The following is a 20,182-nucleotide window of genomic DNA, read 5'->3' on the forward strand; positions in this document are numbered from 1 at the left end:
TCCGGTTCCACCGCGGGGACTTCTGCCGATCAGCCGAGCAGGGGGAGGCGGGCGGAGAGGTCGGCGCGCTCGCCGCTGGCACGCACCCGGGCCTCGGCCAGGGCCGCGCCCCACTCCGTACGGCCGGTGGCGAGCCGTACCCAGGTCAGCGGATCGGTCTCCACCACGTTGGGCGGGGTGCCGCGGGTGTGCCGGGGGCCCTCGACGCACTGCACCACCGCGAAGGGCGGGATCCGCACCTCGACCGAGCCGCCCGGGGCGGAGAGGGCCAGGGTGTCGGCCAGCAGCCGGACGCAGGCGGCGAGCGCCTGGCGGTCGTACGGGATCTCCAGCCCGGTCGCGGCGTTCAGGTCGTCGGTGTGGACGGTGAGTTCGACGGTTCGGGTGACCAGGAAGTCGCCGAGCCGCACCCCGCCGAACCGGGTGGTGATCAACCGCTCGTCGGGGGTGTCCGCCAGGGCCTCGGCCAGCTGCCGCCGGGTCTCCTCGTAGAGCGCGGCCAGCGCCTCGGGCCCGTCCGCGGCGGCCTCGGCGATCTCCCGGGTGTCATGGTCCACATCGGCCGCGAACCGGCGGGTGGCCGGCGGCCACTGGTGCAGGGCCAGGTCCCGGGTGGCGGGCGCGGGCGCGGCCACGCCCCGGGTCACCGAGCGCACCGCCATGGTGATGTGCGCCGCCAGCTCCCGTACCGTCCAGGCCCCCAGCCGGGTGGGCAGCGCCAGCTGCTCCGGGGTGAGCCCGAGCACCGCGGCCCGTACGTGGTCGAACTGGGCGAGCACGGCGGCGCGGGTCCGGGCCGGGTCGTAACTGCGGGTGCGCTTGCGGGCGGTGGGCGGCATGGAGCGAGGGTAGCGGGGGTTCACCCGGTGCGGTTCCGGCACCAGGGCGGCTCACCCGGGGCGGTAGGCCTGCTCTCGTGCGCCGGGGCGGTCGGCCCGCTCCGGCGCGGGGGTGGTGAAGCGGGTGCGGTTCTTCGGGACGCCGACGCCATGCCAGGTGAAGGGGACGCCGTGCGCGGTGCGGGCGTCCGGGCCGTCCATCAGCTGGAAGTGCAGATGCGGCTCGGTGGAGTTGCCGGAGTTCCCGCAGCGGCCGATCCGCTGCCCGGCCGCGACCCGCTCGCCGGGCCGGACGGTGACGCTGCCCCGGCGCAGATGCGCGTAGGCCGCGTACGTACCGCCACCGAGGTCCAGCACGACATGGTTGCCGAGGATGGCGGGGAGCCCGCCCAGGGTCCGGCCCACGGACTCGATCAGCAGCAGGTACAGCACCCCCGGCAGCGAGTTGCGGCTCAGATGGTCGCGGGCGCCGTCGCTCGCGGTGACCACGGTGGCGTCGGCCACCGCGAGGATCGGTGCGCCGAAGGCCGGGAAGGCCTCGTTGCGGCGGGCCAGCGGCCAGACCCAGGCGAACCCGGGGCGGGGCCGCCCGTCCGGGCCCTCCGCCTCGGCCGCGACATCGATCGCGTAGGTCTGGGCGTACTGGTGGGTGCCGTGGCTGGGCGCCCGGTCCGCGGGGCTGTTCACCGCCGTCCAGGTGCCGGTGACCGGCGGCAGGGTCTCCACGGCGGGCGGGGCCTGGTCGACCAGGGTGCGGCGGTCGCGCCGGCGCCGTACCACCATCAGCACCCCGGCCAGGGCGACGGGCAGCCAGCCGAGCGCGTACGGGTAGGGCAGCCGGTCGACCAGGAGCGAGGCCGCCGCCTGGACGAGAAACAGCGCCCAGAGCAGCCGGATGGCCCAGGTGAGCGAGGAGGTGCGGTGAGCCGGTGCGGACATGGTGCTTCCCCCTGTGGTGTGGCGGGCGCTACGGGCGCGCCGCGGCCAGTGCGGTGAGCAGCGGTACGACCCGGCCGGCCGGGATCTCGTAGCGGCCCCGGGCGGCGCTGTGCAGCCAGCCGGCGCCGGTGAGCTGGCGCAGATGGTGGTAGATCTGGCCGGTGGTGCCGAGGTCCGGCAGTTCGGCCAGCTCGGCGGCGGTACGCCGGCCCCCGGCGATCTCGCGCAGCAGCCGCAGCCGGACCGGGTGGCCGAGTGCCGCGAAGGACTCGGCGGCCTCGGCCCAGTCGCCGGCGAACTGGTCGCCGGCGAGGGCGCCGTCCTGCCACTCGTACCGCTCCCCGGTGGGCAGCCGGACCGCGCCGGTGAAGACCACCCCGCCGTCGGCCGCCTCGGTCCCGGCCTCGGCGATCCGGGCCCTGAGGCCTTCCAGCGCCCAGAGCTCCCCCTCACCGGTGGGGAGCGGCCCGGGCTCGGGACGGCCGGCTCCCTCCAGGGCCGCGAGGCGGCGTTCGAGGTCGGCGACGCGCTGCTCCAGCTCCATGACCCTAGATTACGTAATTACGTAATTACAGACAAGGACACGGCGAGGCCCCCGGCCGGACGGTGTCCCGTACCGGCCGGGGGCCTCGGTGGTGCGAACGCGCGGTCAGGCGAGCAGACCCGCGATGGTCCCCTCGTGCGCGGTGCGCAGCTCGGCCAGGGTGACGGCGAACTGGCCCTGCACGTCCAGCTCTTCGCCGTCCACCACACCGATGCGGGTGGCGGGCAGGCCGCGGGCGCCGCACATGTCGGTGAAGCGGAGCTCCTCGCTGCGCGGCACGGAGACCACCGCGCGGCCGGCCGACTCGCTGAACAGGAAGGTGAAGGCGTCCAGGCCGTCCGGGACGACCAGCCGGGCGCCCTTCCCGCCGCGCAGACAGGACTCCACGACCGCCTGCACCAGACCGCCGTCGGAGAGGTCGTGCGCCGCGTCGACCATGCCGTCGCGGGAGGCGGAGATCAGGATCTCGGCGAGCAGCTTCTCCCGGTCCAGGTCCACCTTGGGCGGCAGTCCGCCCAGATGGCCGTGGACCACCTCGGACCAGGCCGAGCCGCCGAACTCCTCGCGGGTGTCGCCCAGCAGGTAGAGGAGCTGGCCCTCCTCTGCGAAGGCGATCGGGGTGCGGCGGTTGACGTCGTCGATCACCCCGAGGACGGCGACCACCGGGGTGGGGTGGATCGCGAGGTCACCGGTCTGGTTGTAGAGCGAGACATTGCCGCCGGTCACCGGGGTGCCCAGGGCCAGGCAGCCGTCCGCCAGACCGCGGGTGGCCTCGGCGAACTGCCACATCACCGCCGGGTCCTCGGGGGAGCCGAAGTTGAGGCAGTCGGAGATGGCCAGCGGCTTGGCGCCGGAGGCGGCGACGTTCCGGTACGCCTCGGCCAGCGCCAGCTGCGCGCCGGTGTACGGGTCGAGCTTGGCGTACCGCCCGTTGCCGTCCGTGGCGATGGCGACGCCGAGGTTCGTCTCCTCGTCGATGCGGATCATGCCGGAGTCCTCCGGCTGCGCCAGCACCGTGTTGCCCTGCACGAAGCGGTCGTACTGGTCGGTGATCCACGCCTTGGAGGCCTGGTTGGGCGACGATACGAGCTTCAGGACCTGGTCCTTCAGCTCGGCGCCGTCCGCCGGGCGGGGCAGCGCGCCCGCGTCGTCGGCCTGGAGCGCGTCCTGCCAGGAGGGGCGCTCGTAGGGGCGGTGGTAGGTCGGGCCCTCGTGGGCGACGGTGCCCGGGGGCACGTCCACGATCTGCTCGCCGTGCCAGAAGATCTCCAGCCGCTCGCCGTCGGTCACCTCACCGATGACGGTGGCGATGACGTCCCACTTCTCGCAGATCGCCAGGAAGCGGTCGACGTGCTGCGGCTCCACGATCGCGCACATCCGCTCCTGCGACTCGCTCATGAGGATCTCCTCCGGCGAGAGCGTGGCGTCGCGCAGCGGCACGGTGTCCAGCTCGACCCGCATACCGCCGGTGCCGGCCGAGGCCAGCTCGCTGGTGGCGCAGGACAGCCCGGCGCCGCCGAGGTCCTGGATGCCGGCCACCAGCTTCTCGGCGAAGATCTCCAGGGTGCACTCGATGAGCAGCTTCTCCTGGAACGGGTCGCCGACCTGGACGGCGGGGCGCTTCGTCGGCTTCGTGTCGTCGAAGGTCTCGGACGCGAGGACCGAGACGCCGCCGATGCCGTCGCCGCCGGTGCGGGCGCCGTAGAGGATGACCTTGTTGCCCGGGCCGGAGGCCTTGGCGAGGTGGATGTCCTCGTGCTTCATCACACCGATGCAGCCGGCGTTGACCAGCGGGTTGCCCTGGTAGCAGGAGTCGAAGACGACTTCGCCGCCGATGTTGGGCAGGCCCAGGCAGTTGCCGTAGCCGCCGATGCCGGCCACCACGCCGGGCAGCACCCGCTTGGTGTCGGGGTGGTCGGCGGCGCCGAAGCGCAGCGGGTCCACCACCGCGACCGGCCGGGCGCCCATGGCCAGGATGTCGCGGACGATGCCGCCGACGCCGGTGGCCGCGCCCTGGTAGGGCTCGATGTACGAGGGGTGGTTGTGCGACTCGACCTTGAAGGTCACCGCGTACCCCTGGCCGACGTCCACCACACCGGCGTTCTCGCCGATGCCGACGAGCATGGCGTCGTTGGCCGGGACCTTCTCGCCGAACTGCTTCAGATGGACCTTGCTGCTCTTGTACGAGCAGTGCTCGGACCACATCACCGAGTACATGGCGAGCTCGGCGCCGGTGGGCCGGCGGCCGAGGATCTCCCGGATCCGGGCGTACTCGTCCTGCTTGAGGCCCAGTTCGGACCAGGGCTGCTCGGTGTCCGGGGTCTCGCCGGCGTGCTTGACGGTGTCCAGGGTCATCAGGCGCTGACCAACTTCTTGAGGATCGAGGTGAAGAAACCGAGGCCGTCGGTGCCGCCGGTGCCGATCAGCGGCTCCACCGCGTGCTCGGGGTGCGGCATCAGGCCGACGACGTTGCCGGCGGCGTTGGTGATGCCGGCGATGTTCCGCAGCGAGCCGTTGGGGTTGCCGTAGCCGTCGGCCGCCTCGCCCTCGGCCAGGTAGCGGAAGGCGACCCGGCCCTCGGCCTCCAGCTCGTCGAGCGTGCGCTCGTCGGCGACGTACCGGCCGTCCATGTTCTTCAGCGGGATGGAGATCTCCTGGCCCGGCGCGAAGTCGGCGGTCCAGGCGGTGGCGGCGTTCTCCACCCGCAGCCGCTGCTCGCGGCAGATGAAATGCAGGTGGTCGTTCTGGAGCATCGCCCCGGGCAGCAGATGGGCCTCGGTGAGGATCTGGAAGCCGTTGCAGATGCCGAGGACCGGAAGGCCCGCCTTCGCCTGCTCGATGATGGTCTCCATCACCGGCGAGAAGCGCGAGATGGCACCGGCGCGGAGGTAGTCGCCGTAGGAGAAGCCACCCGCCAGCACCACCGCGTCGACCTGGTGCAGGTCCTTGTCGCGGTGCCACAGCGGTACGGGCTCGGCGCCCGCGAGCCGGGCGGCCCGCAGCGCGTCCCGGTCGTCCAGGGTGCCGGGGAACGTGACGACGCCGATACGCGAGGTCACGACTCCACCTTCACGACGAAGTCCTCGATGACGGTGTTGGCAAGGAAGGTCTCGGCCATCTCGTGGATGCGGGCGAGGGCGGCCTCGTCGACCGGCCCCTCCACGTCCAGTTCGAAGCGCTTCCCCTGGCGGACGTCGGCGATCCCGTCGAATCCGAGGCGGGGCAGTGCGCGTTGCACCGCCTGTCCCTGCGGGTCGAGGATCTCCGGCTTGAGCATGACGTCGACTACGACGCGTGCCACTGGCACTCCCGGTGGTGTGTTGCGTGGGCGGTTCCCTCAGCGTACCTGTCTCCAATTTCTACGCGGGTAGAGGATTGGAGGTCCCTCCAAACGCCGCACCTCCGGCAAGATCGCCGCCTCCGCGGCCGGCCCGGTGATCGCCCCGGCGGGAAAATCCGGGAAAAGAATGCGCCCGCCCATTGCCGCCGGACACGCGGACGCAATTGGCTGGGCTTCACCGGGGGACGCCTTCCGCTGTACAAAGGAATGCAGAGGAAAGCGGCATCACCCCGCGATCACCGTGAATCCGGTAAGACCGCACTTCGGCGCGGTACCGGCAGGAAAGGACCGATATCCGTGGCACAGCGCGTAGTGGTCACGCTCTTCGACGACATCGACGGCGGAGAGGCGGCGGAAACGGTCGTGTTCGGGCTCGACGGGAAGTCGTACGAGATCGACCTCAATCCTGCCAATGCGAAGAAACTGCGCAAGGCCCTGGCGCCCTACCTGGCCGCGGGCCGGACCCGGCCGGGCGGCAGACCCGGACGCCGCTCCGGCACCGGCCCGGCCCCCCGCGCCGCCCAGGCCTCGCACACCACTCTCGACCCCGACCCGGCGGCGGTCCGCGCCTGGGCGCAGTCCAACAAGCTGGAGGTGCCGGCCCGCGGCCGTATCCCCAAGCGGATCTACGAGGCCTTCCACGCGGCGGGCTGACGCCACCGGGCTGGAAGCCTCCCGGACCGAGGCCCATCCCGCCCCGAGCCCCGCCCGGGCTGAGGCCCGCTCAGCGGGCGGCCCGGCGGCCGAGTTGCGCGACCCCCCGGGTGATCGGCTAGAGTCTGGATCACGCCGAGGGGCGAGGCCGAAAAAGCCTCCACCTCACGGAGCGTGCGGGTGTAGTTCAGTAGTAGAACACCCCCCTTCCAGGGGGGAGGCGCAGTGTGCAATTCCTGTCACCCGCTCCGTACCACGTACCGATCAGCTCAATCGATCAGGTAGAGTGGTGCCCGCACCGCCCAGTGAGAGCTGAGCGGGAGCAACGCGGACGTGGCTCAGTTGGTAGAGCATCACCTTGCCAAGGTGAGGGTCGCGAGTTCGAATCTCGTCGTCCGCTCAGTGAGCAAACCCCCGGTCATCGCGACCGGGGGTTTCGCGTTGTACCGGCCTCCTGGCCGACCCCGCATGACATCTGTCATGGCGAGCGGTGATGGCGCGCACTGCCGAGCGCCTTCGGCGGGCGGAAGCCTGGATGCATGACCAACGACGAGTACGAGTACGCCATCCGGGCCGACGGCCTGCGGCGCCGGTACGCGGGCGGCCGGGGCGGCTTCGAGGCGGTGCGGGGCATCGACCTCGCGGTGGAGCACGGCGAGATCTTCGCCCTGCTCGGCACCAACGGCGCGGGCAAGACCTCCACCGTGGAACTGCTGGAGGGCCTGGCCGAACCCAGCGGCGGCACCGTGCGGGTGCTCGGCCGCGACCCGTACCGGCAGCGCGCCGAGGTGCGCCCCCGGATCGGCGTGATGCTCCAGGAGGGCGGCTTCCCCTCGGATCTGACGGTCGCCGAGACGGTACGGATGTGGGCCGGCTGCACCACCGGGGCGCGGCCCGTCGGAGAGGCCCTGGAACTGACCGGTCTCGGCGGGCGGGCCGCGGTACGGGTCAAGCAGCTGTCCGGCGGCGAACGGCGCCGGCTCGACCTGGCCCTGGCGCTGCTCGGCCGACCCGAGGTGCTCTTCCTCGACGAGCCGACCACCGGACTGGACGCCGAGGGGCGGCGGGAGACCTGGCGGCTGGTGCGGCGGCTGCGGGAGGGCGGCACCACCGTGCTGCTGACCACGCACTACCTGGAGGAGGCGGAGTCGCTCGCCGACCGGCTGGCCATCATGCACGGCGGCCGGATCGTGGCGGCCGGCACACCCGCCGAGGTGACCGCCGCCCGGCCGGCCCGTATCCGCTTCACGCTGCCCGAGGGCGTACCCGCCGGACGGCTGCCGCTCTCCCTGCGGGCGGCGAGCGAGGACGGCCGGCGGGTGGAGATCCGTACCCCCGACCTCCAGGAGGCCCTGGGCGAACTCCTCCTCTGGGCGCGGGAGTCGGCCGTACGGCTGGAGGGGCTGGACGCCCGCTCGGCGTCCCTGGAGGAGGCGTTCCTCGACATCGCGCGGGACGCGACGGACCCGAGGGATCAGACGACGGACGCGTTCGGCACCGAGAAGGCGGGGGTGTGACATGGCGGCGACCGACATGAGGGCGGAGACCGGGGCCCCGTCCACCAGGGCGCGGCGGCTGGGCGCGCTGGCCCGCTCCGAGCTGACCCTGCTGGTGCGCAACCGGTACGCGCTGTTCACCGCCGTACTGATGCCGCCGCTGATGGTCCTGGTGCTCCGCAGCACCCTGGCCCAGGCGGACCTGGGCCCGACGGGCATGAACGCCCTGGAGGGGGCGCTGACCGGTGGCCTCGCGCTGATGCTGGTGCTCGTCGTCTACCTCAACCTCACCTCCGCCTATGTCGCCCGGCGCGAGGAGCTGGTGCTCAAGCGGCTACGCACCGGCGAGGTGACCGACGGGGAGATCCTGACCGGCACCGCGCTGTCGGCGGCCGCGCCGGCGCTGGCGCAGAGCGTGCTGATGGTGCTCGCGGGCACCCTCTTCCTGGATGTGAAGGCCCCGCAGCGGCCGGAACTGCTGCTGGCCGGACTGCTGCTGGGCACCGTGCTGCTGGCCGGGCTGGCCGCGCTGACGGCGGCGGTGACCCGCACCACCGAGAGCGCGCAGATCACCACCCTGCCGCTGTTCATGGTCTCGGTGATGGGCTCGGGACTGTTCGTGCCGCTGGAGACGTTCCCGGACGGGGTCGCCGAGGTGTGCCAGCTGCTGCCGCTGACCGGGGTGACGACGGTGATCCGGACCGGTTGGCTGGGCACCGGCGGCGGCTCGGAGCTGCTGGAGGCCGCCGTGGTCGCCGCGGTGTGGGCCATCCTGTCCGGGTACGCCGCACGGCGCTGGTTCCGCTGGGAGCCGCGGCGCTGAGCGGAGCACGGGGGCCGAGGACGGTGACGGGACGGGGACGGAAGGAGGCCGGTGTGCGGCTGACAGGCTGGTGGCAGGGGCGGAGCAACCCGCAGAAGGTGGAGCTCTACACCCGCTGGTCCTTCCATATGTTCGCGGTCGTCGAGATCCTGGGCGTCGGGCTCGGGGTCCTCGGCCGCGCGCTGGGGCCGCTCGGCGGCTGGCTGTTCCTGATGGTCGTCGGCCACTCCGCGCTGAGCTTGGTGGTGCTCGCCCGCGGGCTGGACTGGCAGCTGTCCCGGCGGGCGCGGCCGGACCGCCTGCTCGCGGTGTACGGGGCGGCATCGGCCGCCCTGGGGGTGACCGCGCTGGCGCTGCACGGCTTCGGAAGCCTGGACCTGGGGGCGGCCGCCACGGCCGCGATGGGGGCGGCCTTCTTCGGCGTCGGCGGCCTGGTGCTGGCGCTGCGGCGGGTGCGGGCCATGCTGGCGCTGGCCCTCGCCGCCGGGGCGGCGCTCCTGCTGGCCGCGCTGGCCTGCCGGGTGCCGCTGATGGACGCGGCCTGGATCGCCGCCGGCGGTGCCGCCATCAGCGTCTTCATGGCGTTCGCGACCGGGTTCTCGGCCTGGCTGCTGCGGGCGGTGTGGGAGCTGGACGAGGCCCGCGAGCTCCAGGCCCGGCTGGCGGTCGCCGAGGAGCGGCTGCGGTTCGGCCGGGACCTGCACGATGTGATGGGGCGCAATCTGTCGGTGCTGGCGCTCAAGAGCGAGCTGGCGGTGCAGCTGGGCCGGCGCGGCCAGACCGAGGCGGCGCTCGCGCAGATGACCGAGGTGCAGCAGCTGGCCCAGGAGTCGCAGCGGGAGGTGCGGGACGTGGTGCGCGGCTACCGGGAGGCCGATCTCCGTACCGAACTGGAGGGCGCGCGGGGGGTGCTGGCGGCGGCCGGGATCGCTTGCTCGGTCCGGGACCCGGCCGCGGGGGAGCTGCCGCCCGCGGTGCAGTCGGCGCTCGCCTGGGTGGTCCGCGAGGCGGCGACCAATGTGCTGCGGCACGGCGACGCCTCGCACTGCGCGGTGGAGCTGCGTACGGAGGGAGGACGGGCGGTGCTGACCGTGGAGGACGACGGCGGGGGCGGGGCGGGTGGGCCCGGCGACACGGTGGGTGGGCCGGGTGGTGGCTCCGGGCTGACCGGGCTGCGCGAGCGGCTGGCCGCGCTGGACGGGGTGCTGGAGGCGGGGCCGGTGGACGGCGGGCGCTTCCGGGTCACCGCCCGGGTGCCGCTGGCCGAGCCGGGTGACTCCCCCGGTGAGCTTCGCACGGAGGCGGCCGGCGCGAGCGTCGCCGCGGGAGGTGCGGCGTGAGCCCCGTACGCGTACTGCTGGCCGACGACGAGCATCTGATCCGCGGCGCGCTGGCCGCGCTGCTCGGTCTGGAGGACGACCTCGCGGTGGTCGCCCAGGCCGCGTCCGGACCGGAGGCGCTGGCCATGGCCCGGGCGCACCGGCCGGACGTCGCGGTGCTGGACCTCCAGATGCCGGGCGCCGACGGTGTGAAGGTGGCCACATGGCTGCGCGCCGAGCTGCCCGAGTGCCGGACCATGATCGTGACCAGCCATGGGCGGCCCGGCCATCTGAAGCGGGCGCTCGCGGCGGGGGTGCGGGGGTTTGTGCCGAAGACGGTCAGCGCCCAGCGGCTGGCCGAGGTCATCCGTACCGTGCACGGCGGAAACCGCTATGTGGACCCGGAGTTGGCGGCCGACGCGATCTCGGCCGGAGACTCCCCGCTGACCGCGCGGGAGGCGGAGGTGCTGGAGCTGGCGGCCGACGGGGCGCCGGTCTCGGAGATCGCCGAACGGGCCTCGCTCTCGCCCGGGACGGTGCGCAACTACCTCTCCTCGGCGGTGACCAAGATCGGTGCGGAGAACCGCCATTCGGCGGTGCGTCTCGCCCGCGAGCGAGGTTGGGTATAGTGGCTTTCGCGCTACGGCGCATGCGGACGTAGCTCAGTTGGTAGAGCGCAACCTTGCCAAGGTTGAGGTCGCGAGTTCGAGCCTCGTCGTCCGCTCAGCGAAACGAAGCCCCCGGTCGATGGACCGGGGGCTTCGTCGTGTGCCGAGTTCGTATGCGGTTTCACGGTCCCCGGGTTTGGGGGACACCGGGTCCCCGGGGTTTCAAGGACCCCGGGTCCCCCGGCCGCGGTGGCCGGGGGACCTGGGAACGGCTTACGCCCAGGGGGTGCCGGTCAGCAGCTCGTACGCCTCCACGTACTTGGCGCGGGTCTTCTCCACCACCTCGGCGGGCAGCGCGGGCGGCGGCTGCTCGCCGCGGCGGTCCCAGCCGGAGGCCGGGGAGGTCAGCCAGTCGCGTACGTACTGCTTGTCGTACGAGGGCTGCGGGCGGCCCGGCTCCCAGCTCGCGGCCGGCCAGAAGCGCGAGGAGTCCGGGGTCAGCACCTCGTCCGCGATCAGCAGCCGCTCGCCGTCATGGCCGAACTCGAACTTGGTGTCGGCCAGGATGATCCCCCGCTCGCGGGCGATGTCCCGGGCCCGGCTGTAGACCGCGAGGGTGAGCTGGCGCAGCTCGGCGGCGGTCTCCGCGCCGACCTGGCGGGCCACCTCCTCGTACGAGACGTTCTCGTCGTGCTCGCCGACGGCCGCCTTGGTGGCCGGGGTGAAGATCGGCGCGGGCAGCTCGGAGCCGTCGCTCAGCCCCTCGGGCAGCGCCAGCCCGCAGACGGTCTGCGTCTCCTGGTACTCGGCGAGGCCGGAACCGGTGAGGTAGCCGCGGGCCACGCACTCCACCGGGACCATGTCCAGCGAACGGCAGACCAGAGTGCGCCCGGCCCACTCGGCGGGGGCGCCGTCCGGCAGCTCGGTGGAGACCACATGGTTGGGCGCCAGGTCGGCGAGCTGCTCGAACCACCACAGCGACAGCTGGGTGAGCACCCGGCCCTTGTCCGGGATCTCGCTGGGCAGCACCCAGTCGTAGGCGGAGATCCGGTCACTGGCCACCATGACGAGGCCGCCGTCCTCGTTCCGGTACAGGTCGCGCACCTTGCCGGTGTGCAGATGAACCAGGCCGGGGACCTGGATCGGCTCGGGCTTTTCGACGAATCCGGACACGGTGCCTCCGCGTAGTTCTGTACGACGGGACCGATTGTCCCGCACCCCGGCCCCCGCCGTCCGCCGGGCCGCGTTCAGTCGCGTTCGCGTCCGTCTCGCTCGCCTCAGTCACGCTTGCAGATACGGTCCAGCAGATTGGCGGTGGCGCGCTGGACGCGCTCGTCCACGTGGCCGGGGCGGTCCAGGGCCGGGGACCAGGCGAAGGTGCCGGAGGCGAAGACCAGCGCCCCGGACGGCGCGCGGTACAGAGAGGTCTCCTGGTGGCGCAGGGCGCCGTCGCCGTCCCGGTAGGGCGAGTGGGCGAGCAGGATGCGCCGCTGGTGGTCGGGGAGCGCGGTGCGCGGGAAGTAGCGGTCGGCCTCGCCTGCGACCAGCCCGGTCAGCTCGTCCTCCTCGCCCGCCCCGGTGGCCTCCCAGAGCCAGTGGTCGGCGTTCCGGACGACCAGGGGGTGCGGCTCGGGCACCCGGCCCGCGTACTGGATGCCCAGCAGCTGCTGCTCGGGGCGGTCCACCTCGCGCCAGAGCGCCGGGCGGCCGGGGCCCTTGCGTTTGCGGCAGGTGAGCAGGCGGTCCGGCACCCCGGAGGCGGACGGGGACAGCTCGACCTGCCAGTACATGGTGTTGGCGGACAGGAAGACCAGCGAGGTGCCGTGGTCGCGGGCGGCCTCGGTGGTGCGGCGCATGGGGACCGACCAGTACTCGTCGTGGCCGGGGAAGACCAGGCCCCGGTACCGGGTGGGATCCACCCGGCCGGCGTGCAGATCGCGGGCGTCGGCGTAGGCCAGGTCGTAGCCGTAACGCTCGGCCCAGCGGATGAAGTCGTAGGCGTGGCCCACGTGCAGCGGCAGCCCGGCGCCCGCGTAGGGGCGGTCGAAGGAGACCGTGGTGGCGGCGTCCTCCTCGCCGAGCAGCCGCCCCTCCTCGTCCCAGGCGTGGTAGAGGCTGGCGCCGGTCCGGCCGTCCTCCGGGTAGAGGTTGTACGCCTGCCAGGTGACGTCCGGCAGGAGCAGCAGCAGATCGGCGGGCCGCTCGTCGCGCACGGTGAAGGGGATGTGGGAGCGGTGGCCGTCGGCGGTGGTCAGCACGGCGACATAGGCGCCGACCGACCAGTACGAGGGGACCTGCATCCGCCAGGACAGCCACCAGTGGTGGCAGGAGACGGTGCGGTCGGCGGTGAGCGGGGCCGGCTGGACGATGCCGGCCAGCCGGGGGCTGGTGGTGACCTTGGCGGCCCCGGCTCCGGCGTAGTGCCCGATGCGGTAGACGCCCACGGAGAACTCCTGGGGCGGGTCCACGGTGATGTGGAAGTCGACGGCCTCCCCGGGGGCGACCGCCCCGGTGGAGGTGAACCCCTTGATCTGGCGGTGCACATCGTCGGCCGACCGGGTCCCGCCGCCTCTGCCCCGGGCGCCGAGGTCCGGATCGGCGTACCAGGGCACCACCTGGCCGGAGTCGTCGAGATACGGCTCGCTGGCCCGCAGCCAGGGCAGCGGCCCCTGCCCGAACGGGTCCGTGACGGCGTGGGCGAGGGCTCCCGACTCCCACCGTCTGATGTGTTCCGCCCCCATGGCGCCCCTCCCTCGCTGTCCCCCGTGCTTGTCACTGCCGATCCCCAGCACATCACATAACGCACGCACCCCGTCACCCTTTGTCGCGGATTGACGAAACCGGAATCCTCCCTTCACATCCGGGGGGAGGTAGAGGCCGGCTGGCGGGCGCCGAAGTGCGGGCTCCCCCGGGCCGGGGTGCGGTCCTCCATCCAGGTCCCACCCGCCAGGACCCCGGGCGCTTCGGAGTCGGGAGCCGGCACCGACGCCTCCTCCTCCCCACCCCTGCCCTCCCCCTCCCCCGCTCAGCCGAGCCGTACCGGCTTCTCGGCCCGTACGCCCACGGTGGCCAGCCATGCCCGGAGCGGCCCCGGGTCGGCGTCCTCCACCAGGCTCAGCACCCTGGCCGCGAGGTCCGGATGACGCCGCCCGGCGACGAGCAGGGTGGGCCCGTCCAGCCAGTCCAGCCCCGGCGCGGCCCCGGCCGTGTCCACGGCCGCGCAGCAGACCATCGCGGTGACATGGTCCGCGAGCAACTCCCGCCCGGTGCGTGGTGGTTGCAGGGGGAGGAGCGGGAGGTCGCCGTAGAGGTCGGAGGCGAGGTCGTGGCCGGGACCGGGGTCGTGGCCGAGACCGGGGTCGTGGCCGGGACCGGGAGCGGGGTCGGGGCCGGAGGCGTGGCCGGGGCCGGAAGCGGGGTCGGAGGTCGGGTACGCCCCTGAGGGTGCTGGGCCGGCCTCGGAGGACGGGTGGCTTCCGGCAGCCGGGTCCGCCTCGGGCGACCGATGCTCCGGGGGCCCGGGCTCGGAGAGCCGGGTGGCGATGGACGCCTGCGGTACGGAGTAGGGCGCGGCGACCGACGCTGCCGGGGCCGGTCGCGGTGCGACGGGCTCCTCCGGACGGGCCACCGGGGCGGGACCGAAGAGGAGGCCATCAGGGGCCGCCGCCGACGTGGTGGGACCGCCCGCGGGCGCCTCCGGGGCGCAGTACGGACCGTCCGTGGCCGTCGCCGACCCGCCCACGGAGCCGCCGCGGGTCGTCCCCGACCCGGCCGCCAGGGGACCACCGGGGGCCGCCGCCGGGGTGCCGGGCCCACTCGCGGCCTGCCCGGTAGTGGCGGTCCCGGCCGGCGCCGACCCGGCCGCCAGGCCACCCGGCTCCCCCGCCCGCTCGCGGGCCACCTCGGCGGTGATCGCGGCCGCCAGGGCCTCACCGCCCCGGTCGGTGCCGGCCGACAGATGGTCCATGACCCGGGCCAGCGTCCCGTCGGTGCCGCGCTCCACGCCCAGCCGGTCGAGGACGCGGTGCAGCCGGGCCGCCTCGGTGCGCCACTTCCGGCCCACCACCTCGTCCGGATAGTCCTGCCAGTCGACCGGCGCCCAGCCGGGCCCGGGCCGGGCGGGGCCACCGTGGAAGAGGCGGGCGGCCAGCAGCGAGGTGGCCTCGTCCACCAGCCCGGGCTCCTCCAGCAGGTCGCACGCGGGGCGCTCGCCCAGCCGGGAGGCGTACCCCTCGGCGAGCCGGTCGCGCCGGGACAGCTCGGTGAGCGCCGAGACGACCCCCGCGTCCAGCCGGGACGGCCAGCGGCCCATCCGCCACGCGGGCAGCGCCACCCGGGTCAACAGCCGGTCCCACCCCGCGTACGCGAGGCCGACCTGCTCCTGGGCGGCGATCCGCAGCCCGTAGTCCACCTCCCGGGCCCGCTCCGAACCGGCGGCCGCGACCCCCCGCTCCATCTCGGCGACATGCGCCCGGCAGGAGCGGAGCAGGATCCTGGCCACCGCGCCGGTGAACCGCGCACCCCACCCGCGTACCCCACCGCCCCCGGGCCCCGGACGGTCCGCCGCGGCGACCGCCGCGTCCAGCCCGCGGACGAACCGGCGGGCGTCGGCTATGTCGGGGTGCGCCGAGGGGCCGGTACCGGCGACCACCGGGGCCAGCACCGCCCGTAGCTCGGCCACCCTCATCCACCACAGGAACGGCGAGCCGATCACCAGCACCGGCGCCGCCTCCGAGCGGCGGCCGCGCGCGGATGCGCCGGGCAGCGCCCGGGCGTGCGCCGGGTGGGAGCGGTCCTCCAGCCAGCTGTCGCAGTCCGGGGTCAGCGCTATCGCCGAGGGCGCCGGAACGTCCAGGCGCCCGGCGAGGTCCTGGACCAGCCGGTACAGGTCGGGGGCGGACTCCGCGGGGATGTCGACCGTCGGGGTGAGCGCCGGCCTGGCCCGGGCCACCGCCGAGGCCACCACCGCGGCGGCGGCCAGCACGGCCACCGCCAGCGCCGAGACCGCCCAGCGCGCGGCGTCCCAGCCGGCGCCGGTCAGCCGCCCCGTCGCCCCGCCGGCCAGCAGGACCACGGCGACGGCCGCCGGCAGCAGGGCCACGCCCAGCGCCCGGCCGCGCACCCGCAGCACGGCCAGCGCCCGGGCCCGGGCGGCCTGCGCGCCCCGCTCCTCACCCATCCCCTTCGCGGCGTCGGACACGGCTGTACGTCACCCCCTTCTGCCCTGCGGCGGACTGCCTCGCGGCGGTACTGGTCACTCCCCCACTGTGGCACCCGCCACTGACATCGCAATGCCGGTGGGCCAAGTGCCGGAACGCGCCGGAACGCCTGCGCGGCACCCTAGTTGGGGCACCGGCAGGCGTCATCCGTATGGCTCAGCCATCACTCGATGGAATGGCTTTGGGCAAAGGTGTGGACAGAAAGACGCGCCGCGGGATCCGGTCCTCGGACCGGATCCCGCGGCGCGTCCCAGGCCACAGGCCGCCGGCCGCCGATCAGCTCCCGGCGGCGGTGCGGGCGATGTCGGTACGGTGCTGCGAGCCGTCCAGCCGGACCCGCGCGACCGCCGCGTAGGCGCGGTCCCGCGCCTCGGCCAGGTCCTCACCGGTGGCGGTGACCGAGAGCACCCGGCCCCCGGCGCTGACCACCGCGTCGCCCTCCCGTCGCGTACCCGCGTGCAGGACGTAGGCGCCCGGGGCGTCCAGCTCCGCCACCTCCTCCAGACCGGTGATCGCATCACCGGTGCGCGGGGTTCCGGGGTAGTTGTGGGAGGCGATGACCACGGTCACGGCGGCGGAGTCGTGCCAGGTCAGCGGCGGCTCGCTGTCCAGGGTGCCCTCGGCCGCGTGCAGCAGCACCCGGGCCAGCGGGGTGCGCAGCCGGGCCAGCACGACCTGGGTCTCCGGGTCGCCGAAGCGGGCGTTGAACTCGATGACCCGCACCCCGCGCGAGGTGATCGCCAGGCCCGCGTAGAGCAGCCCGGAGAACGGGGTGCCGCGGCGGCGCAGCTCGTCCACGGTGGGCTGGAGGACGGTCTGAAGCACCTCGTCCACCAGCTTGGGGTCGGCCCAGGGCAGCGGCGAGTAGGCGCCCATGCCGCCGGTGTTGGGGCCCTGGTCGCCGTCGAGGGCGCGCTTGAAGTCCTGGGCGGGGGTGAGCGGCAGCACGGTGGTGCCGTCGGTGATGGCGAAGAGGGAGACCTCGGGGCCGTCCAGGAACTCCTCGATCACCACCCGCTCGCAGGAGCGGGCGTGCGCCCGGGCCTGCTCGACGTCGTCGGTCACCACGACGCCCTTGCCGGCGGCGAGGCCGTCGTCCTTGACCACGTACGGGGCGCCGAAGGCGTCCAGCGCGGTGTCGATCTCCTCCGGGGTGGTGCAGACGTACGAGCGGGCCGTGGGCACCCCGGCCCCGGCCATCACGTCCTTGGCGAAGGCCTTGGAGCCCTCCAGCCGGGCGGCCTCCTTCGACGGGCCGAAGCAGGGGATGCCGGCCGCCCGCACGGCGTCGGCGACCCCCGCGACCAGCGGGGCCTCCGGGCCGATGACGACCAGGTCGGCGGCGAGTTCACCGGCCAGAGCGGCCACGGCGGCGCCGTCGAGGGCGTCCACCGGGTGGAGCTCGGCGACCTCCGCGATTCCGGCGTTGCCGGGCGCGCAGTGCAGAGCGGTGACGTCGGGATCGAGGGAGAGGGAGCGGCACAGGGCGTGTTCGCGGGCGCCGCCGCCGATGACGAGGACCTTCACGCCAGCCAGGGTAGCCCGCGGACGGAGGACGCCCTTGTGCGGGCCACCGAGCGGACGCCCGCCCCGCCCTCGTACGTTCCTCCGTACCACCGCCGTGCCGGTCGCGGCCTACTCGTTGGTGTACTCCTCCACCACCGTGGCGCCCAGCTCCCGCACGATCAGGTCGTGGCCGGAGAGCGCGGAGTCGACCAGGTCGGGGTCGTCCTCCTCCGGCACGTCGTCCTCCAGCCGCACCGGCGGCCGGGGCGGCGGTGCGGGCCGGTCCGTGCCGCCGCCGGCGGGCGACCGGTCCGCCGACGGCCCGGAACCGGGCCGTTCGGCCGAGTCTGCGCCCCTCTGCGGCGTATGCGACACGGGCCCGGGGCCCGCATTCCCCTGACCCCCGGACGACGGCCCCTGCACGGTGCCGGGAGCCGGCCCCGCGGGCGCCGCCGGAGCCCCGCCGCCGTACCCACCGACCGCCCCGCCGCCCTGGCCGCCAGCGGATCCACCGCCCTGCCCACCGCCGTACCCGCCTCCGTAGCCGCCGGCGGGTCCGCCGGAGCCGGGCGGGGGCGGCGGGGCGGAGCCACCGGAGGGATCGACGATCGCCTCGATCTTCCAGTGCACGTTGAACCGCTCGGCCAGCGCCTGGCGCAGCACGTCCTCGCTGCCGCTGCCGGCGAAGTTGTCGCGGGCGCCCGCGTTGAGGAAGCCGAGCTGGAGGGTGGTGCCGTCGAACCCGGCGACCTGGGCGTTCTGGCTGAGCAGGATCCAGGTGAAGCGGCGGCGGCCCTTGACCGCCTCCAGGACGTCCGGCCACATGTTCCGCACCTGGGCCGCGCCCTGCGCCATCCCCGGAGAGGTTCCTCCCGACGCCTGCCCGGCCGGTGCGGCCTGCTGCGGGGCCGCGGGCGCCGCCGGGGCGGCCGGCCGGCTCCCCGGAGTGGACGCCGACGGCCAGGCACCGGCAGGACGCCCACCGCCCCCGCCCTGCGCACCACCACTTCCCTGGGCACCGCCGCCGCCCGCCGTATCGCCCTGGCCTCCACCGGCGGAGGGCCAGGCCCCCGGCTTGGCCGGGGCAGGGGTCCCACCGTCGGCGGCGGGCGCCTCCTGCGCCGGCTGGGGCGCCGGAGCCTGAGGTACGGGTGCCGGAGCCTGAGGCATGGGCGCCGGCTGCCCATGAGCCTCCGGGCCCGGTACGTACCCCACCGCCGGTCCCGGGCCGGGCTGCTGGAAGACGGCGGCCGCCGGGGGCCCGCTCCGCTCCAGCCGGTCCAGCCGGGCCAGCAGCGACCGCTCGTCGGCGAACGCGGCCGGCAGCAGCACCCGGGCGCAGATCAGCTCCAGCTGGAGGCGCGGTGAGGTGGCCCCGCGCATCTCGGTCAGCCCGGTGTTGACCAGGTCGGCGGCGCGGCTCAGCTCGGCGGCCCCGAACACCGAGGCCTGCGCCTGCATCCGCTCCACCACATCGGCGGGGGCGTCGATCAGCCCCTTCTCCCCGGCGTCCGGTACGGCGGCGAGGATCACCAGGTCGCGCAGCCGCTCCAGCAGGTCGGTGACGAAGCGGCGCGGGTCGTTCCCGCCCTCGATGACCCGGTCCACCACCTCGAAGGCCGCGGCGCCGTCCCCGGAGGCGAAGGCGTCCACCACCGAGTCCAGCAGCGAGCCGTCGGTGTACCCCAGCAGTCCGGTGGCCATGGCGTACGTCACACCGTCCTCGGCGGCGCCGGCCAGCAGCTGGTCCATCACCGACATCGAGTCACGCACCGAACCGGCACCGGCCCGCACCACCAGCGGAAGCACCCCGTCCGCGACCGGGATCTCCTCCTTGCCGCAGACCTCGCCCAGGTAGTCCCGCAGCGTGCCGGGCGGCACCAGACGGAACGGGTAGTGGTGCGTCCGGGACCGGATCGTCCCGATGACCTTCTCCGGCTCGGTCGTGGCGAAGATGAACTTCAGATGCTCCGGCGGCTCCTCGACCACCTTCAGCAGGGCGTTGAACCCCGCCGAGGTGACCATGTGCGCCTCGTCGATGATGTAGATCTTGTACCGGCTGCTCGCGGGCCCGAAGAACGCCTTCTCCCGCAGGTCACGGGCGTCGTCCACGCCTCCGTGCGACGCCGCGTCGATCTCGATCACATCGATCGACCCCGGCCCGTTCCGCGCCAGGTCCTGGCAGGACTGGCACTCACCGCACGGCGTGGGCGTGGGCCCCTGCTCGCAGTTCAGACAGCGCGCGAGGATCCGCGCACTGGTCGTCTTCCCGCACCCCCGCGGCCCGCTGAACAGGTACGCGTGGTTGACCCGGTTGTTACGCAGGGCCTGCTGCAGCGGGTCGGTGACATGCTCCTGCCCGATGACCTCGGCGAAGGTCTCGGGGCGGTAGCGGCGGTACAAGGCGAGGGACGACACGCTTACGACGATATCGGGCCCCACCGACAACCGACCGGCCCCGCACCTCCCCGACCGCCCCGCCCGGCCCCGTCACCCCGCCACGAGCTCCCCCACACCCATCCCGCCCACCGGCCCACACCCCGGAAACCCCACCCGGAACGCAAAGGGCCCCCCACGCACCCGCCAGAGCCGACCTACCCTTGCTGCCTTCCGGCCCTGGGGGAGTTCAGTCAGATAGCGCCACGTGAGGGGCTGCGCCCAGACTACCCGATGCCCGACCCCGCCCACACCCGCCTCCCGCACCCACTCCACTCCCCGGACCCCCTCCCCGTGACCAGCGGGGAACGAGTTCGCGAGCACCCCTCTCGGTCATGTAATGTTCCCGGCGGAGGATTCGCCTAGAGGCCTAGGGCGCACGCTTGGAAAGCGTGTTGGGGGCAACCCCTCACGAGTTCGAATCTCGTATCCTCCGCCAGTGCCTCACCGGGCACGATG

16 protein-coding genes, 4 tRNA genes and 1 other RNA gene are annotated in these 20,182 nt (G+C 74.1%); 9 read left to right on the forward strand and 12 right to left on the reverse strand.

Features of this window, described 5'->3' with window-relative positions; all coding sequences use genetic code 11:
* Nucleotides 1-29: 29 nt before the first annotated feature.
* From ABZ945_RS19540 to purS, 6 genes are all read right to left on the reverse strand, one after another.
* On the reverse strand, nucleotides 30-839 hold the full coding sequence (locus ABZ945_RS19540) for a sterol carrier family protein (RefSeq protein WP_361270858.1): 810 nt from the start codon (nucleotides 837-839) through the stop codon (nucleotides 30-32).
* 51 nt (nucleotides 840-890) lie between these two features.
* Nucleotides 891-1,778 carry a M23 family metallopeptidase gene (locus ABZ945_RS19545; RefSeq protein ID WP_361270861.1) on the reverse strand — a complete coding sequence of 296 codons (888 nt, stop codon included), beginning with the start codon at nucleotides 1,776-1,778 and terminating at the stop codon, nucleotides 891-893.
* A gap of 28 nt (nucleotides 1,779-1,806) precedes the next feature.
* Complete coding sequence (locus ABZ945_RS19550) at nucleotides 1,807-2,322, reverse strand: helix-turn-helix domain-containing protein (protein WP_361270864.1); 516 nt, start codon at nucleotides 2,320-2,322, stop codon at nucleotides 1,807-1,809.
* Nucleotides 2,323-2,427: 105 nt separating this feature from the next.
* Nucleotides 2,428-4,677: a phosphoribosylformylglycinamidine synthase subunit PurL gene (purL, locus tag ABZ945_RS19555; RefSeq protein ID WP_361270867.1), complete on the reverse strand. Its 2,250-nt coding sequence runs from the start codon at nucleotides 4,675-4,677 to the stop codon at nucleotides 2,428-2,430.
* Nucleotides 4,677-5,381 carry a phosphoribosylformylglycinamidine synthase subunit PurQ gene (gene purQ / locus ABZ945_RS19560; RefSeq protein ID WP_361270869.1) on the reverse strand — a complete coding sequence of 235 codons (705 nt, stop codon included), beginning with the start codon at nucleotides 5,379-5,381 and terminating at the stop codon, nucleotides 4,677-4,679. Before purQ ends, purL begins: the two co-directional genes overlap by 1 nt.
* Nucleotides 5,378-5,623 carry a phosphoribosylformylglycinamidine synthase subunit PurS gene (gene purS / locus ABZ945_RS19565; protein ID WP_248631629.1) on the reverse strand — a complete coding sequence of 82 codons (246 nt, stop codon included), beginning with the start codon at nucleotides 5,621-5,623 and terminating at the stop codon, nucleotides 5,378-5,380. Before purS ends, purQ begins: the two co-directional genes overlap by 4 nt.
* A 336-nt stretch (nucleotides 5,624-5,959) precedes the next feature.
* On the opposite strand from purS, the gene ABZ945_RS19570 reads away from it, so the two are divergent.
* The 8 genes from ABZ945_RS19570 to ABZ945_RS19605 all read left to right on the forward strand — a co-directional run bounded on the left by ABZ945_RS19570 (nucleotide 5,960) and on the right by ABZ945_RS19605 (nucleotide 10,678).
* A complete protein-coding gene (locus ABZ945_RS19570; RefSeq protein WP_361270872.1) occupies nucleotides 5,960-6,316 on the forward strand; it encodes an Lsr2 family protein in 357 nt (118 codons plus the stop codon).
* Nucleotides 6,317-6,492: 176 nt separating this feature from the next.
* Nucleotides 6,493-6,564, forward strand: a tRNA-Gly gene (locus tag ABZ945_RS19575).
* A gap of 79 nt (nucleotides 6,565-6,643) precedes the next feature.
* Nucleotides 6,644-6,716 (forward strand) — tRNA-Gly (locus ABZ945_RS19580).
* Nucleotides 6,717-6,855: 139 nt separating this feature from the next.
* On the forward strand, nucleotides 6,856-7,833 hold the full coding sequence (locus ABZ945_RS19585; RefSeq protein ID WP_361270874.1) for an ABC transporter ATP-binding protein: 978 nt from the start codon (nucleotides 6,856-6,858) through the stop codon (nucleotides 7,831-7,833).
* A 1-nt stretch (nucleotide 7,834) separates the two neighbouring features.
* Nucleotides 7,835-8,635, forward strand: coding sequence for an ABC transporter permease (locus ABZ945_RS19590; protein WP_361270877.1), 801 nt, complete (start codon nucleotides 7,835-7,837; stop codon nucleotides 8,633-8,635).
* A gap of 53 nt (nucleotides 8,636-8,688) precedes the next feature.
* Nucleotides 8,689-9,975 (forward strand): histidine kinase, encoded by a 1,287-nt coding sequence (locus ABZ945_RS19595; protein ID WP_361270879.1) that lies wholly within the window; start codon nucleotides 8,689-8,691, stop codon nucleotides 9,973-9,975.
* Nucleotides 9,972-10,583, forward strand: coding sequence for a response regulator transcription factor (locus ABZ945_RS19600; protein ID WP_248631624.1), 612 nt, complete (start codon nucleotides 9,972-9,974; stop codon nucleotides 10,581-10,583). Before ABZ945_RS19595 ends, ABZ945_RS19600 begins: the two co-directional genes overlap by 4 nt.
* A 22-nt stretch (nucleotides 10,584-10,605) precedes the next feature.
* Nucleotides 10,606-10,678 (forward strand) — tRNA-Gly (locus tag ABZ945_RS19605).
* 157 nt (nucleotides 10,679-10,835) lie between these two features.
* Here the strand turns inward: ABZ945_RS19605 and ABZ945_RS19610 are convergent.
* From ABZ945_RS19610 to ffs, 6 genes are all read right to left on the reverse strand, one after another.
* Nucleotides 10,836-11,735, reverse strand: a complete 900-nt coding sequence (locus tag ABZ945_RS19610; RefSeq protein ID WP_361270882.1) for a phosphoribosylaminoimidazolesuccinocarboxamide synthase — start codon at nucleotides 11,733-11,735, stop codon at nucleotides 10,836-10,838.
* 104 nt (nucleotides 11,736-11,839) lie between these two features.
* The gene (locus tag ABZ945_RS19615; protein WP_361270884.1) at nucleotides 11,840-13,303 is read right to left on the reverse strand and encodes a N,N-dimethylformamidase beta subunit family domain-containing protein; all 1,464 of its coding nucleotides are present in this window, start codon (nucleotides 13,301-13,303) and stop codon (nucleotides 11,840-11,842) included.
* Between the two features lie 284 nt (nucleotides 13,304-13,587).
* Nucleotides 13,588-15,741 (reverse strand): hypothetical protein, encoded by a 2,154-nt coding sequence (locus ABZ945_RS19620; RefSeq protein ID WP_361271007.1) that lies wholly within the window; start codon nucleotides 15,739-15,741, stop codon nucleotides 13,588-13,590.
* Between the two features lie 316 nt (nucleotides 15,742-16,057).
* Complete coding sequence (gene purD / locus ABZ945_RS19625; protein ID WP_361270887.1) at nucleotides 16,058-17,308, reverse strand: phosphoribosylamine--glycine ligase; 1,251 nt, start codon at nucleotides 17,306-17,308, stop codon at nucleotides 16,058-16,060.
* 108 nt (nucleotides 17,309-17,416) lie between these two features.
* Nucleotides 17,417-19,705: a DNA polymerase III subunit gamma and tau gene (locus ABZ945_RS19630; protein ID WP_361270890.1), complete on the reverse strand. Its 2,289-nt coding sequence runs from the start codon at nucleotides 19,703-19,705 to the stop codon at nucleotides 17,417-17,419.
* 143 nt (nucleotides 19,706-19,848) lie between these two features.
* Nucleotides 19,849-19,943, reverse strand: an RNA gene (gene ffs / locus ABZ945_RS19635) — signal recognition particle sRNA small type.
* A gap of 131 nt (nucleotides 19,944-20,074) precedes the next feature.
* Between ffs and ABZ945_RS19640 the strand changes: the two genes are divergently transcribed.
* Nucleotides 20,075-20,162, forward strand: a tRNA-Ser gene (locus ABZ945_RS19640).
* Nucleotides 20,163-20,182 lie beyond the last annotated feature (20 nt).

Source organism: Streptomyces sp. NPDC046887 (genome assembly GCF_040644755.1).
GTDB lineage: Bacteria > Actinomycetota > Actinomycetes > Streptomycetales > Streptomycetaceae > Streptomyces > Streptomyces lichenis.